14 protein-coding genes are annotated in these 14,020 nt (G+C 61.3%); 2 read left to right on the top strand and 12 right to left on the bottom strand.

Going from position 1 to position 14,020, the window contains the following annotated elements; genetic code table 11:
* Nucleotides 1–66: 66 nt before the first annotated feature.
* The 10 genes from ACIPV6_RS18255 to ACIPV6_RS18210 form a co-directional block, all read right to left on the bottom strand.
* Nucleotides 67–1,896: a helix-turn-helix domain-containing protein gene (locus ACIPV6_RS18255; protein ID WP_400272235.1), complete on the bottom strand. Its 1,830-nt coding sequence runs from the start codon at nucleotides 1,894–1,896 to the stop codon at nucleotides 67–69.
* A 124-nt stretch (nucleotides 1,897–2,020) separates the two neighbouring features.
* Nucleotides 2,021–2,233: a dodecin gene (locus ACIPV6_RS18250; RefSeq protein ID WP_400272234.1), complete on the bottom strand. Its 213-nt coding sequence runs from the start codon at nucleotides 2,231–2,233 to the stop codon at nucleotides 2,021–2,023.
* Between the two features lie 118 nt (nucleotides 2,234–2,351).
* Nucleotides 2,352–2,885 carry a flavin reductase family protein gene (locus tag ACIPV6_RS18245; RefSeq protein ID WP_400272233.1) on the bottom strand — a complete coding sequence of 178 codons (534 nt, stop codon included), beginning with the start codon at nucleotides 2,883–2,885 and terminating at the stop codon, nucleotides 2,352–2,354.
* A 13-nt stretch (nucleotides 2,886–2,898) separates the two neighbouring features.
* A complete protein-coding gene (locus tag ACIPV6_RS18240; protein WP_400272232.1) occupies nucleotides 2,899–3,432 on the bottom strand; it encodes an NADPH-dependent FMN reductase in 534 nt (177 codons plus the stop codon).
* 54 nt (nucleotides 3,433–3,486) lie between these two features.
* On the bottom strand, nucleotides 3,487–4,281 hold the full coding sequence (locus ACIPV6_RS18235) for a carbon-nitrogen hydrolase family protein (RefSeq protein WP_400272231.1): 795 nt from the start codon (nucleotides 4,279–4,281) through the stop codon (nucleotides 3,487–3,489).
* Nucleotides 4,282–4,332: 51 nt separating this feature from the next.
* A complete protein-coding gene (locus ACIPV6_RS18230) occupies nucleotides 4,333–4,989 on the bottom strand; it encodes a GntR family transcriptional regulator (protein ID WP_400272230.1) in 657 nt (218 codons plus the stop codon).
* A 131-nt stretch (nucleotides 4,990–5,120) separates the two neighbouring features.
* Nucleotides 5,121–6,203 (bottom strand): LLM class flavin-dependent oxidoreductase, encoded by a 1,083-nt coding sequence (locus ACIPV6_RS18225; protein WP_400272229.1) that lies wholly within the window; start codon nucleotides 6,201–6,203, stop codon nucleotides 5,121–5,123.
* 120 nt (nucleotides 6,204–6,323) lie between these two features.
* Nucleotides 6,324–7,703 (bottom strand): purine-cytosine permease family protein, encoded by a 1,380-nt coding sequence (locus tag ACIPV6_RS18220; protein ID WP_400272228.1) that lies wholly within the window; start codon nucleotides 7,701–7,703, stop codon nucleotides 6,324–6,326.
* Nucleotides 7,704–7,873: 170 nt separating this feature from the next.
* Nucleotides 7,874–8,812, bottom strand: a complete 939-nt coding sequence (locus ACIPV6_RS18215; protein ID WP_400272227.1) for a cyclase family protein — start codon at nucleotides 8,810–8,812, stop codon at nucleotides 7,874–7,876.
* Nucleotides 8,813–8,814: 2 nt separating this feature from the next.
* Complete coding sequence (locus ACIPV6_RS18210; protein ID WP_400272226.1) at nucleotides 8,815–9,114, bottom strand: Dabb family protein; 300 nt, start codon at nucleotides 9,112–9,114, stop codon at nucleotides 8,815–8,817.
* Nucleotides 9,115–9,281: 167 nt separating this feature from the next.
* Between ACIPV6_RS18210 and ACIPV6_RS18205 the strand changes: the two genes are divergently transcribed.
* Nucleotides 9,282–10,205 (top strand): LysR family transcriptional regulator, encoded by a 924-nt coding sequence (locus ACIPV6_RS18205; RefSeq protein WP_400272225.1) that lies wholly within the window; start codon nucleotides 9,282–9,284, stop codon nucleotides 10,203–10,205.
* A gap of 271 nt (nucleotides 10,206–10,476) precedes the next feature.
* On the opposite strand, the gene ACIPV6_RS18200 is transcribed toward ACIPV6_RS18205, so the two are convergent.
* Nucleotides 10,477–11,631, bottom strand: a complete 1,155-nt coding sequence (locus ACIPV6_RS18200; RefSeq protein WP_400272224.1) for a GGDEF domain-containing protein — start codon at nucleotides 11,629–11,631, stop codon at nucleotides 10,477–10,479.
* 94 nt (nucleotides 11,632–11,725) lie between these two features.
* Nucleotides 11,726–12,604: a helix-turn-helix transcriptional regulator gene (locus ACIPV6_RS18195; RefSeq protein ID WP_400272223.1), complete on the bottom strand. Its 879-nt coding sequence runs from the start codon at nucleotides 12,602–12,604 to the stop codon at nucleotides 11,726–11,728.
* 130 nt (nucleotides 12,605–12,734) lie between these two features.
* On the opposite strand from ACIPV6_RS18195, the gene ACIPV6_RS18190 reads away from it, so the two are divergent.
* Nucleotides 12,735–14,018 carry an MFS transporter gene (locus ACIPV6_RS18190; protein ID WP_400272222.1) on the top strand — a complete coding sequence of 428 codons (1,284 nt, stop codon included), beginning with the start codon at nucleotides 12,735–12,737 and terminating at the stop codon, nucleotides 14,016–14,018.
* Nucleotides 14,019–14,020 lie beyond the last annotated feature (2 nt).

Below are 14,020 nucleotides of genomic sequence, written 5' to 3'. Positions count from 1 at the left end.
TGAAATGGTCTGGCTGACACGAATCGGTCCCTGTGGTGGTGGCGGTGACACCACCGAGTTGGGTTCTCATCTGGTGCCTGCCTCCATGACGTCCTCGACGCTTAGCGCCGCCACGAGGTGCGCCAACGCCTCCACGCTGCTCAACTCGATGCCGAGTATCTCCTCGATACGCTTCCTCCGTTTGTTCACCGTGTTTCGGTGGACAAACATCCGTTCAGCGGTTTCGCGCATGTCCAGATCGGAGGCCAGAAGGACCCTGAGGGTAGGAAGCAAGGCGGTGCCTTCTGCCAGATCGCGGTGGCGAAGCGGACCGACGATTCGATCGACATAGGCGCTGAGCTTGGTGACGTCCGGCAGTTGCAGGAACAACCCGGCCATCCCCAGATCTTCAAGTGTCAGCGTTTTCCCGCCCAGTCCCCGCATGGCGGCAAGCTCCACGGCACCCCGGGCCATGGAGAAGATCTCAGGATAGTCGGGCATCCCCAACGCCGGCCCGGCGACGGCCATAACCATGTTGTTGTCGTGTTGACCCCGCATGTGGAACGTTTCGCGCATCATGCGGGCGAAGGTTTCCGTCCCGTTCAGTGAGCCGCCAGTCAAAGGCAAGAGCGCCACGATATAGCCATCGTGCAGGCCCAAGAGCGGTCGCGGTTCGTGCTTGTCCGCCAGTCGCTCGAAAAGCCAGGGAAGCTGATGGGGCTTCGGTCCCCCTCGGGTTGGGTCGGGCTTGAGCACAAACACTGCGTGCTGGCGGGAGAGATCGTGGCCAAGTCTTCCCGCCTGGCTGAGCAGCGCCGCTGTCCCGTGCCGGACGCCGGCGAGCAAGGCCGAAAGTATTTCCCCTGAATCCCGCCATGAAGCCTCAGCCGCAGCACGTGATCTTAGCAACTCCAGTGCCAGCACCGTGCAGGTTTGCTCAATGGCGCGGCGGTCCAGCGCTCGTAGGGTACCGGTTTCACCGGAGGTCCAGATCCACGCCACGACTTCGTCCTTGATCAGAACCGGAGCGCGGACAGCGCCGCGTAATCCGTAAGGGGCGTCGGCTGGTCCGGGCTCCGGTGGTACATCAAGGACAGCGCTGTAGTCTCCGGTCCCTGCGTCGATCAATAGAGCACCCAGATGTTCGCCACCGGATTCAGCGCTGTACATCAGCGAACCGGTGGCACTCTGAACAACGACGGGCCGGCCCAGGAGCTGGGCCAAAGCATCTGCCACCGCCGGCACTCCCCCACCTTCGAGTGTTAAGGCCGTCAACCGGGTGTGGATTTCCACGGCCTGGCGTTGTAGGTCGAATTGCTCTTCCAAAGACTCGTTCAACCTGTTGAGGTCGCTGATAGTCATGGCCTGGGCAGCGCGCAACCGGGAGGTGATGATGGCGATTGCTGCCTGGTCAGCCAGCATTCTCAGGAGCGAGACTTCATCCTCGGCGAAGACGTGTTCGGCCTTGGTGTAGCAGTTGAGAGTTCCGACGACCTTCCCGGCTGAGACCAAAGGCACCGAGATCGTCGAGATGAACCCCTGATCCCGCGCGACCCCAGCCCATGTCGCAAATGCCGGGCTGGTGCGGGTGTCGGTGACCTGAACTGATTCTCCGGACAGAAACGCCCCGCTGGAAGGTGCCATCGTCGGACCCGGAAGAAGAGGTATGGGGTGTGAGGTATTAACGCGGTGGATGTACTCCGCTGACAAACCATGGGATCCACGGATGAGCAAGGAGGAGGCGTTTTCGTCGGGAAGCGTGACGGCACAAAAGTCGTACGACATCAGTTGGCAGGCGGTTCTGGCGACGGTATCCAGTAGTTCCTTCAACGACACCGAGGTGTTCACCGCCGCACCAATGGCGGCCAGGGCACGGAGCCAGCCCTGAAGCCGATTGTCATTGTTTTCGTACTCCATGTCGATGCCAAATCTGCGGGAGAGGGGCGCCTAGCGCCGGTGACCGGTCCTACCGGACCTGAGGGGAAGGTGACAGGGGGCCGCTGGAAACCAGCGGCCCCCGAGGCCGCGCTACGAGGGTGGGTCAGTGCTCTTCTAGCCGGAAGCCGAGTTTGATGGTGACTTGCCAGTCAGCAACTTGTCCGTTCTCCAAGTGACCCCGGATTTCTTTGACCTCGAACCAGTCCAAGTGCCGCAGAGTCGTGGCCGCCTGGGCTACTGCCTTTTTTACAGCGTCATCCACTCCCTGATCCGACGTGCCGACGATTTCCGAAATGCTGTACGTATGGTTTGACATCGCTTGTCCTTATCCTTTGTTGTGATGGGTCTGCATCAAGCCTCATATCCGACGGGATCGGCATCCGACACGAGACCGGCCCTCGCGTCCCCCAATGGCTCCACCCCAGCCAGCTGGACTATTCTGTGGCGTTGAGGCCGCGGAGGTGGCGGTATTGGCCTTTGAAGTAGAGCAGTGGTTCTTCTTTGTGCCAGGTCGCCGGGCTCATTTCGTTGACGCGGCCGATGACGATGTAGTGGTCTCCGGCCTCGTGTTCTGCCCAGATGTCGCAGTCGAGCCACATCAGGGTGTCGGCGATGACGGGGTTGCCGGCGTTGGTTTGGGACCAGTCGATGCCGGCCCACTTGTCGGTGCCTTTGCGGGCGAACTGGTTGGAGACGGTGTCCTGGTCGTGGGCGAGGACGTTGACGACGAACTTTCCGGTCTCGCGCAGCCGCGGGTAGGTCGTTGAGTTGGTCATGACGCTGAAGGAGATCAGGGGAGGTTCGGTGGAGACGGAATAGAAGGATTGGCAGGTGAAGCCGATCGGGCCCTCTTCGTCGATGCCGCTGATGATGGTGATACCTGAGGCGTAGTGACCGAGCGTGTCACGGAAAACCCGCGGATCAAACGCCGGGCCGTGGACGATTGCATGGTTTTGGGCCAGGGACATGATGCTCGTTTCCTTAGGACACCGGAGCGGACAACGACGCGGCGATGTTGGCGACACGGCCGAGATTGGCTGCGTATTCCGCCGCCGCTTGGGCAGTGATTTCTTCCACTTTGTCCATCTGGCTGGATACGAAGTAGAAACCGCGCCCGGGAACCACCGCACCCAGCTCAGCCAACAGCGGTGCAAGGTTCACTGTGGGGCCCATGGCGTGAGTCAGGTCGCCTCCGGTGTGAAGGGGGATGGCCGTGACCCCAGCCAACCCGTTACTTGGGTACCTGTCCAGGAATGCCTTCAGGAGGCCTGTGTAGGTTGCCTTATAGGTCGGGGAGGCGAAAACGACCAAGTCGCTCTCGGCGACGCGCGCATTCAATGCAGCCATCTCATCCGAGGGCCAGGCGAAGATTTCGGTGACGTGATCGGCAAGATCAATGATTTCGAGGACGTAAGTGCCGGGGGCCAGGAGCTTTTCAACGAGGCTCCTTGCCACCTCGAGGGTGCGGGACTGCGGCTTGGGATTGCCTACGACGATCGTGGCTTTTAGTGTCATGGGGTAACTTCACTTCTTCGTGGTCAGGATCTATTGACGGGAACGTGCACGGATTCAGAATTGGCGGGCGTTGGCCAGTACCGGCAGTTTGTGGCGGGCCTCGAGGACCTGTGAGGGTTCAATGTCCACGACCACGAGTTCGGGGTTGCCGCCGAGCTTGGCCAATTCGGTGCCAAGCGGTGAGATCACCGCGCTCCGGCCGATGCCGGTGGGAGTTGCGTCGGCGGGTCCGGCGCCGATGCTTTCCGGGTCGCCCTGGCCGCAAGCGATGACGAACGTGGTGCTGTCCAAGGCCCGTGCACGGACCAGCAGGTCCCACTGTTCGGCTTTGCCCTCTCCGGATCCCCACGATGCGCAGACGATGTTCACCTGGGCTCCGGCGTTGGCATTGGCGGAGAACAGCGCCGGGAAACGGACGTCGTAGCACGTGGCCAGGCCGAAGACCGTGCCGTTATGTTCGAACGTCACCGGGGTCTGGCCTGCATCGACGCTGTCGGATTCGGCAAATCCGAAGGCATCAAAGAGGTGTACTTTGTCGTACGACGTTTCGGTGCCGGGTCCGGTGACGAGCAAAGTGTTCCGGACGCGTCCGTCTCGGCCTGGTGTGAACATGCCAGCGACGATGACAAGGTCGAGGTTTTTTGCGATGCTGCGGACCTCGTTGGCCCAGGGACCATCGATGGGTTCGGCTATGTCGTGTAGGGAGTGACCGAATGCGCGCATGACCGCCTCAGGGAAAACGACCAACTCGGCTCCGGCTTTCTTGGCCTCAGTGGCGTACTGCCGGACGAGACCCAGATTGGCTGTCGGGTCGGCGCCGCTGATGATCTGGGCGACTGCGAGGCGCATGGAAGAACTCCTTTTGTGCGTGATTCTTGGTGTGGGCCCGGCATTTTCCGGTCAGTTGCGGAGCAGGTTGTCCCGGGTCGATGCCAGGTGCTCATCGATGGCTTTCTGGGCCTGGACGACGTCCCCGGAGACCAGGGCATCGAGTATCTCCTGGTGTTCGGAGCAGACGGCTTGGCGTCGCCCTGTGGCACGGCACGCGGCGCTGACGCCTGCCAGGGTTTGCCGGACATGGAGGTTGCTGTACGTCCGGGAAATGAGGTCATTTCCGGCGGCGTCCATGAGTTGCTGGTGGAAAAGCGTGCCAAGGCGGAGGAAATGGCGGGCGGATTCCGGGTCATCGTTGTGGGGGACTGCGGCTTGGAGGCCGAGTGTGGCCTGCATCTTTTCGGCGGGCACGCGCCCTTCAGCGATGACGAGGCGGGATGCGTAGCTTTCCAAGATGCTGCGCAGTTCCATGAGTTCGGAAATCTCTCGGCCGGAGATGGCCGGGACGTAGGCGCCACGTTGCGGGATCAGCTCGACGAGGCCTTCTGAGACCAGGAGCATCAACGCTTCCCGGACCGGGGTACGGGAGATGCCAAGCTCAGCCGCCAGATCCGTCTCGTTGATGAACTGGCCTTGCATCTGCGGATCCGTGAGGACACTTTCGCGCAGATGCGTGTATGCCTTGTCACGACCCGAGGTGGTCGTGCCCGAGAACTTTCCCATACCGAGGCCTTTGATACGCGACGTGGATAGATGGATACATGCTGGCCGGGAGTCCGGCGGGGACTTCCGGGCGGCCCTGGTGAGGCAACGATGTTGCAGGCCAGGGCCGCCCGGAAGTGCACGGTGACCTCTTAGGCAGGCTGGAGTGCGGCGAGCTTCTCGCGGACGAGCGGCAGAACCTTTTCGCCGAAGGCCTTCACGTCCGGCACGTAGTCCACGAATGCCATCAGGACGCCGGCAACTCCCGTGTCACGTTCCATCGTCGCGATCTGTTCAGCGACGTTTTCGTAGGATCCGTGGATGACCGGGAAGCTCATGAACGTCAGGTTGCCCTCTTCTGCGGGAGCGTTGAGCCCGGAAATGAAGTGTGCACTAGTTCCGCCGGTCTGGGGATCGAGTGCGGCGCTGCCGGCAACGTTCTTGAGCGCTTCGAGGTCACGGCCATCGATGATGTGCTGGGTCCGTGCGTAGGCCTCTTCGTCGGTTTCTGCGGCAATCACGGTGAAAAGGGCGTAGGTTCCTACGGTGCGTCCAACACGCTCTGCTTCTTCGAGCATCGGCTTGGTGATCTGCGGCAACAGTTCGCGGTCTCCGAAGACGAAGTTGTAGTCGCCGTGGTGCGCGGTGTAGTCCTGGCCCTTCTTCGACTGGCCGGCCGTGACGATGGGCAGTTCCCGGCCCGAGGTTGGCAGGCAGGTTGCATCCTTGATGTCGAAGAACTCGCCCTTGAAGGTGGTGCGTCCGTTCTTCCAGAGCCCGCGCAGGATCTGCACGTACTCGGCAGCGTAGTCATAGCGGCTGTCGTAGTACTCGTCACCGGGCCACAGACCCATGGGATCGTATTCCGGGCGGTTCCAGCCGGTGACAAGGTTCACTCCGCCGCGGCCCTTGGCGACCTCGTCGAAGGTAGCCAGCTGACGGGCTGCGATGACAGGAGGAATACCGATGATCGGAAGCGTGGCGTACACATCGATCTTGCTGGTCAATGCGGCGATGCCGGTGGCCAGGATGACCGAGTCGAGGCAGCCCTCCCAGTAGCTGGTCTTACCGCCGAAACCGCGGTACTTGATCATCGAAAGGACGAAGTCGAGGCCCATCTTCTCGACTTCCTGGGCGATCTCCAAGCAGTGCTCGAAAGAGGGCTCGTACTGCGGTGCGTTTTCCGAAATGGTGTATCCATTTTGACCATTCGGAAGGAATACTCCGAGTTTCATTGGTGGTTCTCCAATTTCATTGTTGTGTATTGCGTACGCCGGTTCGTTCTGGGTGACGTATGCGTTCGGTCCGGTGTGGCGGGGTTCTGGCTGTGTTGATGGCCGTTACCCCGCCTCCGTTTAGGCCGGTGTGGTCCCGGCTTTGGTGTGCAGGTGCAGGGCACTGTGTTGCTTGAAAGCGCCCCTCAATCCTGCGTACAGGCCGCTGGCCACGATGACGGTTGCGATCGGACCCCATGTCGCGCCCCACGGGAACGCGCTGGTCAGGAAGATGCCCACCACGGTCGCTGCGATCCAGGCGATCATTCCGGGGTAGTGGACCTGCTTGTAATGTTCGTCTCCGAGCAGGCCGTGTTCTTCTTGGCGTGTCCGGTTCAGAACAATGTGCGTCAGGGCGATGGCTACCCACCCACTGACCAGCACACCCTGCCATGCCAGGGCTAGGAGCAGGTATTGGATGATCGGCAACAGCATCAGCAGGTAGATGATGACGGAGGATACGATGACCCAGAAGGCTGCCGGGAGCTTCACGCGGAACAGACGTTCGCCGAATTCCTGGATGTTGGCCGCCCCGATGAAGTAGTTCGCCGTGTTGATGCGGGTTTGGAACACGAGCACGAGCAGGAGCCCGATCGGTCCCATCAACCCCACGAGACCGCCTGAGAGGCCCGTTTCCGATACGTCCAGACCGGGAATGGTGAAGGTCAGGAAAATGCCAACCAGAGCATTCACGCCGTAGGTGATGACCCAGAACAGCCAGCCGAAAGTGTACTTCTGGTGGAACTTGGTGTCCTTGCGCTTGCCCAGTGCTGCGTAGTCCATGACGTACATCATCAACACCCATACACCCAAATATGCCGCGAAGGTCGCGAGCCAGCCAGGGCCCCCGGCAGCCAACGGAAGTTCAGGCCCCGGGGTATGGGTCAGCCATGCATCCGAGAATCCGTACTTGATGCCCGCCCAGGCCACCATGACGACAAGCCCGAGCAGGTACAGCGGAAGCAGCCACCCGTTGAGCTTGTCAAGGAACCGCCGAACCCCACCGAGAATCAAGGGGGTGGAGTAGGCAACCACCACAAGGCTCCAGATCCAGTTTTCTCCGCCAAACGCCGTGCGGAAAGCGTGCACGACGATGAGTCCCTCAAAGACGGCGTAGTAAATGGCGGTCAGAGCCAGAATCACGCTGGCAATAATGGTGCCGGCCTTACCCAAAATGGTCCGTGAGAACCGGGCCACCGTCGTGCGGTTGTTGATTGAGTGCTTGGCAAGCACCTGGTTAATCAAGCTGTAGACGACGATGGTCAGGGCAAGGCCGATGATGGCATTCATCGTGCCGTAGGTGACCGCCATCGCTGCGCCGATGTAGAGCATGAACATGGCACTGGCGATACCGTAAAACGCCATCAGCAGTGACCACTTGCCCATCTGGTCCTCGTCGGAACCAGTACGGTATAAGGCGTCCGTCACCTCGACCGTGTTGTTAGTGCCCTTGAGATCCATGAGTTTCTCCTTTGAAACTTGGAACTAATAGCCCGTGGTGGTCATCTCTCCAGCGAACCGGACATTTGTTCCGGTCTGCTGTTCACCGTTGGGCTCCCCCGTGGTTATGTGGATTATCGTTCAGCTCAAACAAGACCTGAACGGACGAACTGCTATCCGTGTTGGCGGCTTTAGTTCAGCTTCAGGGCCATGGGGCGGATTGGTGCTCCCGTGGCTCCCTTCAGGCGGATTGGCGCGGCGATGACGCAGAACTCGTTGACGTCATCTGCCGAGAGTTCTTCCAGGTTCAGCAGCTCGATCATCGGTACGCCAGCTTCTGCGAGGAAATGGCAGTGTCCGGGAAGCCAGTTGTCTTCGTGGTGGCTGGGGCCAACTTCCACGCACTCCTGGTCCGCGCCGATGACGCTGATTCCCTGGGCGGTGAGCCAACGGGACGCGTCAAGGCTGAGGCCTGGAGGGTTGCCAAGTGCCTTGCTGCCGTCCGGCCAGAAAGCCATCCGTCCCGTGCGAACAAAGACGACGTCGCCCTGCCCGATGGTCAGGCCGGTGCGCTGCAGCTCGTCCTGGATGTCTTCGACCGTGATGGCGTAGGAGTCCTCAAGGCACTGCACGCCCTTGAGCTTGGCGATGTCCAACAGTACCGTGCGGGCAATGATCGGTGGGATTGTGTCCACACCGCCTTTGGTCCAATTGCGGCTGCCCAGGTGTTCTTTGGCTGTGAAACCGTTGTAGATGGCTCCGTCGACGCCGAAGTGGTTCAGGGCGTCGATGTGGGTGCCGGTGTGGGTGTAGAGGAACACGACGTCGCCCGAGTAGCAGACGTGCTGGTTGACCTGGTCCCCCGCACCGTTGAGGTTGTCGACGACTGTTCCGTCCGGTGTGTGGCTCATGAAGATCTGGTAGGACGGATCACCAGCCGCTTGGAAACTCGGCATGCCCACGAAGTAGTCCACGCTCAGGTCATAGACCTTGGAGGTGTCCACTCGACCCAGGGCGTTGGTCTGGGCCGCCAAAGCCAGAGTGTTCAACGCACCAAGTTCATCGTCGGCACCATAAGGGCTCGACGCGACCTTGATACCGGCCCTGGTTTCTGCAATGTTCGCAGTCACGATTACTCAGCCTCGCGAATGAAGTCGACGACCGCGCGGCTGCGCACCATGGGGAGCAACTGCTGTACGATCTCTTCGTGGAAGGGGTCGGAAGAGTAGGACTCGAGATCGGCCCAGGATTCGAAGTCCGTGATCAGGACACCGTCCCACGGCTCGCCGTTCTCGTTGGGCTCGCCGACGTGACCGCCCAGTTCCCAGCTGCGGATAACCGTCAGCTTGTCTGAAAGCTGGGTCAGAAGGTCAAGGATGGCTGAATTTTCAGCGTTTTCTGCTGCCTGCCACATGAATACGTGCCTGATCAAAACTGATCTCCTTCTCGATCTAAGAAGACCACCGGTGTAGCGCTCGAACTTTCGGACGCTGTGTGCACTCGTGGTCTTTTTCTTGTGTAATGCCATCTTGCTGTGACCCAGGTCTATGAGTCCAACACATACTTGTCATCACACCAATCGATATGGATCATGGATCCATGGAGTTACAACAGTTCCGCTACGTAGTGGCCGTCGCTGAGGAAGGCAACTTCACCCGCGCGGCGGCTCGATGCTTCGTGGTGCAATCGGCCTTGAGTCACCAAATCAAGCGACTGGAGGAGGAACTGGGGGTGACCCTTTTCAACCGGACGAGCAGGCGAGTTGAACTAACTGCTGCCGGTTCGGCATTCGTTGCTGCGGCACGTACCGCCTTGATTGCCGCAGAACGCGCAGCAGTTGACGCAGCGGCGGTCGCAGGACACATCACGGGCCGCCTCAGCGTCGGGGTCATTCCCACCGTTACTGCCGTTGACGTTTCTGATCTTCTCCAAGCGTTTCGCACAGCACACCCTCAAATTCACATCATGTTGCAGGTAGGTGGCAGCGATGAACTCGAGGCGTCTATTGCACGCGGAGATCTCGATGTGGGTTTTCTGGGGCTTCCGGAAAACCGCCAACCAAAGGGAGTCTCGTGGCGACATTTGGGTTCAGATCCGCTGGTAGCAGTCACCAGCCAAGAACACCGACTGGCGAACGCCCGAGAAGTAAAGCTGCATGACTTGGCCCAGGAGACATTCGCTGACTTCCCCAGCGGAACTCCGGCGCGTGACGAAAGTGACCAAGCATTCGCAGCAGCCAATATCCATCGCGAAGTGGCCTTCGAGTCAATGGCCACGGACCTCACCATCGATCTTATTCGCCATAATCTGGCGGTGGCATTGCTGCCAGCGGGCTACGTTCCGCGCCACCCAGCCTTGGTCAGTATTCCGATCACCGACGGGCCGTCGCGCTCAGAATATGTCGCCTGGAGCAGCTTTAACCCGAGCCCAGCAACCCACGCCTTTCTCGAACTGATCAAGTCGGCAGACTCTCAGAACGAACCACAGAGTCTCGTCGAGATTGAAAAGATGCCCACTACTTGAGCGCTGCAGACTCGGGGTTGAGTGCCACCACCGACGACGACCGCAGTCATAGTAGGCCCGAACTGTGTAATTGCGGTGCGTGGTTTACGCCAGGGCACGACGCTCTCATCCGAATAGAGCACACCCCAACCTGACGTCAGAGAGCCCCTGAGAACCCGTCAGATTAGGGCCAGAAAGCCAATTCCCGGACACGGGTCCAAGCACTCCTAGACCCAAACCTGACACTTCCTCACCCGAAGCACCCCGCCCGCCCAAACCACCCAAAACGCATTCACCCTCGCCCAACCCCCGCCACCACCTGGCCAGCCACATTGAACGCCCGGTTCCGCCCCGCGGCTTTGGCCTGGTAGAGGGCCTCGTCCGCCGTCTGGATCAGTTCCTCCAGCGACGGCCCGGAACAGGGGGTGGACGCGATCCCGTAGCTGACCGTAGGAAAACTGAGTCCGTCCGGGGCCGGAGCAGCGGCCAGGCGGCGGCTGATTTCCGCGGTGATGGCTCCCGCCGCAACCTCGTCGGCACCCGGCAGCAGGATGACGAATTCTTCGCCGCCGTATCTGGCCACCAGATCCGTCCGGCGCAGTGACCCTTCGCAGGCTGCGGCAAAGGCCTTGATTGCGGCGTCACCGGCGGTGTGGCCGTGCGTATCGTTGATGGTCTTGAAGTGATCCAGGTCTGCCAGTACGACGGCGGCCACCGCACCAGTCTGCTGCGCGGCAGCAAGCTCGCGTCCCGCCAACTCCATGAATGCTTCACGGTTCAGCAGCCCGGTCATACCGTCCCGCGTGGCCCGTTCGTTGAGTGCGCTGATGAGTTGGTCGTTGCTCAGCACGGTCATGCTGAAGGAGACCAGGACCAGCAACATGAGCAGCAGCATGCACGTGATGGCGGGGCTGAAGAACGAGCTGAGTATTTCGCTGGTGGGCCCCTCCAGGACATACACCGCGGCCCGGCATCCGAAATAGGCCACCAGGATGGCTGCGACAACCAACAACGGCCGGTGCGCCTGGGACGCCGGCGACTTCAGCATCGCCAGTTCCCGGACAGCCAGCGCCATCCCCACTGCCATCGAAACGAAGTAGACCAGGCCGCCGGGCCAGACTCCGTCAGTGCTTGTTTCCAGGAACGAGGCACAGGTCGTGGCCCCGGGAGCAACCAGGAAAGGCCACAACGGAGCCCTCAACCCCCGAAGGGAACGGAACCCTGCCCACACACCGAAAGCACCCGCTACCAACAGCGCATTTCCGAAAGGATTGGCTGCCCAGGTCCAGTCGGTGCCCTTCAACCAGTAGGCAGCGTTGCCCACCAGCCAACAGCCCAGCGCAACGCACCAACAGGCGCTGTACAGGGACCGGGTCCGCCGATAGGACCCCCAAAACAGCACGCACAACGTCAACGTCACGATTGCCAACGCCAACTTCAAACTCACTAAATCCAGCATCAACGCCCCCATCCAACGGACCAGCCTAGAGCCTTCCCTTGGATGGGCCGAACATGACGCGGCGGGCCGCGTTCAGGAGGCCTCAGCTGGCGCCCGCAGCCACCTTCTCAACCACGTTTTCAGTCGCCGCCCAGGACGCGAGAAGCTTCAAGGCTTCCTCACTGGAACTGCCGGGAACGGCGGGGTACACGGTGACGTGCAGGCCTGTGTCTTCATCGAGCTCCAACTGTTGGTAGGTGAGCTCCAAAGCCCCCACCACCGAATGATGGAAATTCTTCATGCCCGAACGGTGGCGCCGCACATTGTGGGCTGCCCAGAGCGTACGGAATTCCTCACTCCGCATGGACAGCTCTCCCACCAGCTCGGCAATGCCCTTGTCGTGCGGGAAACGTCCGGCCTGGCGGCGCAGGATCTCCACGTTGGTGTTCTTGGCCCGTTCCCAGTCGGGGTAGAAGTCCTGTCCGCGCGGATCCAGGAAGATGAACCGGGAGTGGTTCGCCGGCCCGGCCATGCTGCGGAAGAGGTCGTAATACATGGCGTAGCCCAGGGCATTCGCCGCCACCACGTCCATGCGGTTGTTCGCGATGAGGGCCGGCGCACCGGTGATGGCGTCCAGGAAGTACTGCAAAGCGGGGTCGAGGGTGGGCCCCGTCTTCTTGGCCTTGGCCCGGTTGCCGCGGTTGGCTGTTCGGGCAAGATCGTAAAGGTGGTCCTGTTCGGCACGGTCCAGCTGCAGTGCCCCGGCGATTGCGTCCAGCACACTGTCCGATACGCCTGACAGGTTTCCCCGCTCCAAGCGCGTGTAGTAGTCCACGCTCACTCCGGCCACGCGTGCCACCTCGTCACGGCGCAGGCCGGAAACACGACGGCGGACACCGAACGTTTCGATCCCGGCCTGCTCAGGTGTGATGCGTGCGCGGCGGGACATCAAAAACTCCCGCACTTCCGATCGATTGTCCATGATCAACACGTTACGACCCCACACGTGTGTTGTGAGAGGTTCTGCTGGAACCCGTATAAACGGGGCCTCCCACCTCCTGTACGGGCCGTGGTCCGATAGGTCTCAGTTGCTTTACCGGAGAGGCCCAGCCATGTCACCAGATACTTCCACTGCCACCCCGCACCAAGCCCAGGCTGACACCCATCGCGTGAGTCATTGGGCCGGGGTCTTCGCCCTGTCCTTCGGAGCCTTCGCCCTGGTGGCTTCCGAATTCATGCCGGTCAGCCTGCTCACACCCATGGCCCAGGACCTTCAAGTCTCCGAGGGCCTGGTGGGACAGGGGATCGCGATCTCCGGGCTGTTCGCTGTCCTGACCAGCCTGTTGATCTCCACGGTGGCCGGCAGGCTGAACCGGAGGACGTTACTGATTGGCCTGGCGGTGCTGATGGGCGCTTCTGGTGCCCTAATCGCCCTCGCACCGGGATACCTGCCGTTCATGGTGGGTCGCGCCTTCATCGGCGTCGTAATCGGCGGCTTTTGGTCCATGTCCGCAGCCACCGCCATTCGCCTGGTTCCCGCACCCCGGGTTCCCCGCGCCCTGGCCATCGTCAACGGCGGCAACGCGTTGGCCACCGTGCTGGCGGCACCGCTGGGCAGTTACCTTGGCTCACTCATCGGTTGGCGCGGCGCCTTTTTCTGCCTGGTTCCGGTGTCCGTCGTGTGCGTGGTGTGGCTCTGGTTTTCGCTGCCGTCCTTGGCGGCACCGTCGGTGACCAGCCCGACGGCGACAACAGGTCCGACGTCGGACGCTGAGTTTTCGTCGCAGGCACCAAAGGTGCGCAGCATCTTCGCCATCTTCACCGCTTTCCGCCAGCCCGTCGTCGCCTGGGGCATGGCCGCGTGTGGTGCCTTCTTCATGGGCCAGTTCATCCTGTTCACCTACATCCGGCCCTTCTTGGAAACCGTGACAGGGGCGGACGTGACCTCAGTATCGCTGGTACTCCTCGTCCTTGGGGTGTCCGGCTTCGCGGGTACCGCGCTCATTGGCCGCTTCCTGGGCGCGGGCCTGTACCGGACCCTTATGGTGATTCCGGCCGTCATGGCACTCATTGCGGCGGCCCTGATCCCGTTCGGTGCGGTTTTCGCCGCCGTCGTGGTTCTTCTCGGCCTCTGGGGGCTGCTCGGAACGTCGGCGCCCGTGGGTTGGTGGAGTTGGGTGGCGCAGGCCATGCCCCACAACGCAGAGCAGGGCGGCGGACTCATGGTGGCCGTGGTGCAGACCTGCATCGCGCTCGGGTCTACGCTCGGCGGTGTTTTGTTCGACTCGCTCGGCTTTGAAAGCACGTTCCTGGCAAGCGCCGGTGTGCTGCTGCTGGCCGCGTTCCTTGCCTGGCAAACCAAGCGCGTCACGGCGCGAAGCACTACCTTGCGTTAGGT

It is taken from the genome of Paenarthrobacter sp. NPDC089988 (assembly GCF_044748465.1).
Taxonomy (GTDB): Bacteria; Actinomycetota; Actinomycetes; order Actinomycetales; family Micrococcaceae; genus Arthrobacter.
Note: the sequence above shows the minus strand (reverse complement) of the source record. Positions and strands in the feature narration are given on the sequence as shown.

Bases quoted from the DNA above. Each gene is read 5' to 3' on its own strand.
- ACIPV6_RS18255 (WP_400272235.1), bottom strand. From the start codon at position 1,896: ATGGAGTACGAAAACAATGACAATCGGCTTCAGGGCTGGCTCCGTGCC.
- ACIPV6_RS18250 (WP_400272234.1), bottom strand. From the start codon at position 2,233: ATGTCAAACCATACGTACAGCATTTCGGAAATCGTCGGCACGTCGGAT.
- ACIPV6_RS18245 (WP_400272233.1), bottom strand. From the start codon at position 2,885: ATGTCCCTGGCCCAAAACCATGCAATCGTCCACGGCCCGGCGTTTGAT.
- ACIPV6_RS18240 (WP_400272232.1), bottom strand. From the start codon at position 3,432: ATGACACTAAAAGCCACGATCGTCGTAGGCAATCCCAAGCCGCAGTCC.
- ACIPV6_RS18235 (WP_400272231.1), bottom strand. From the start codon at position 4,281: ATGCGCCTCGCAGTCGCCCAGATCATCAGCGGCGCCGACCCGACAGCC.
- ACIPV6_RS18230 (WP_400272230.1), bottom strand. From the start codon at position 4,989: ATGGGAAAGTTCTCGGGCACGACCACCTCGGGTCGTGACAAGGCATAC.
- ACIPV6_RS18225 (WP_400272229.1), bottom strand. From the start codon at position 6,203: ATGAAACTCGGAGTATTCCTTCCGAATGGTCAAAATGGATACACCATT.
- ACIPV6_RS18220 (WP_400272228.1), bottom strand. From the start codon at position 7,703: ATGGATCTCAAGGGCACTAACAACACGGTCGAGGTGACGGACGCCTTA.
- ACIPV6_RS18205 (WP_400272225.1), top strand. From the start codon at position 9,282: ATGGAGTTACAACAGTTCCGCTACGTAGTGGCCGTCGCTGAGGAAGGC.
- ACIPV6_RS18195 (WP_400272223.1), bottom strand. From the start codon at position 12,604: ATGGACAATCGATCGGAAGTGCGGGAGTTTTTGATGTCCCGCCGCGCA.
- ACIPV6_RS18190 (WP_400272222.1), top strand. From the start codon at position 12,735: ATGTCACCAGATACTTCCACTGCCACCCCGCACCAAGCCCAGGCTGAC.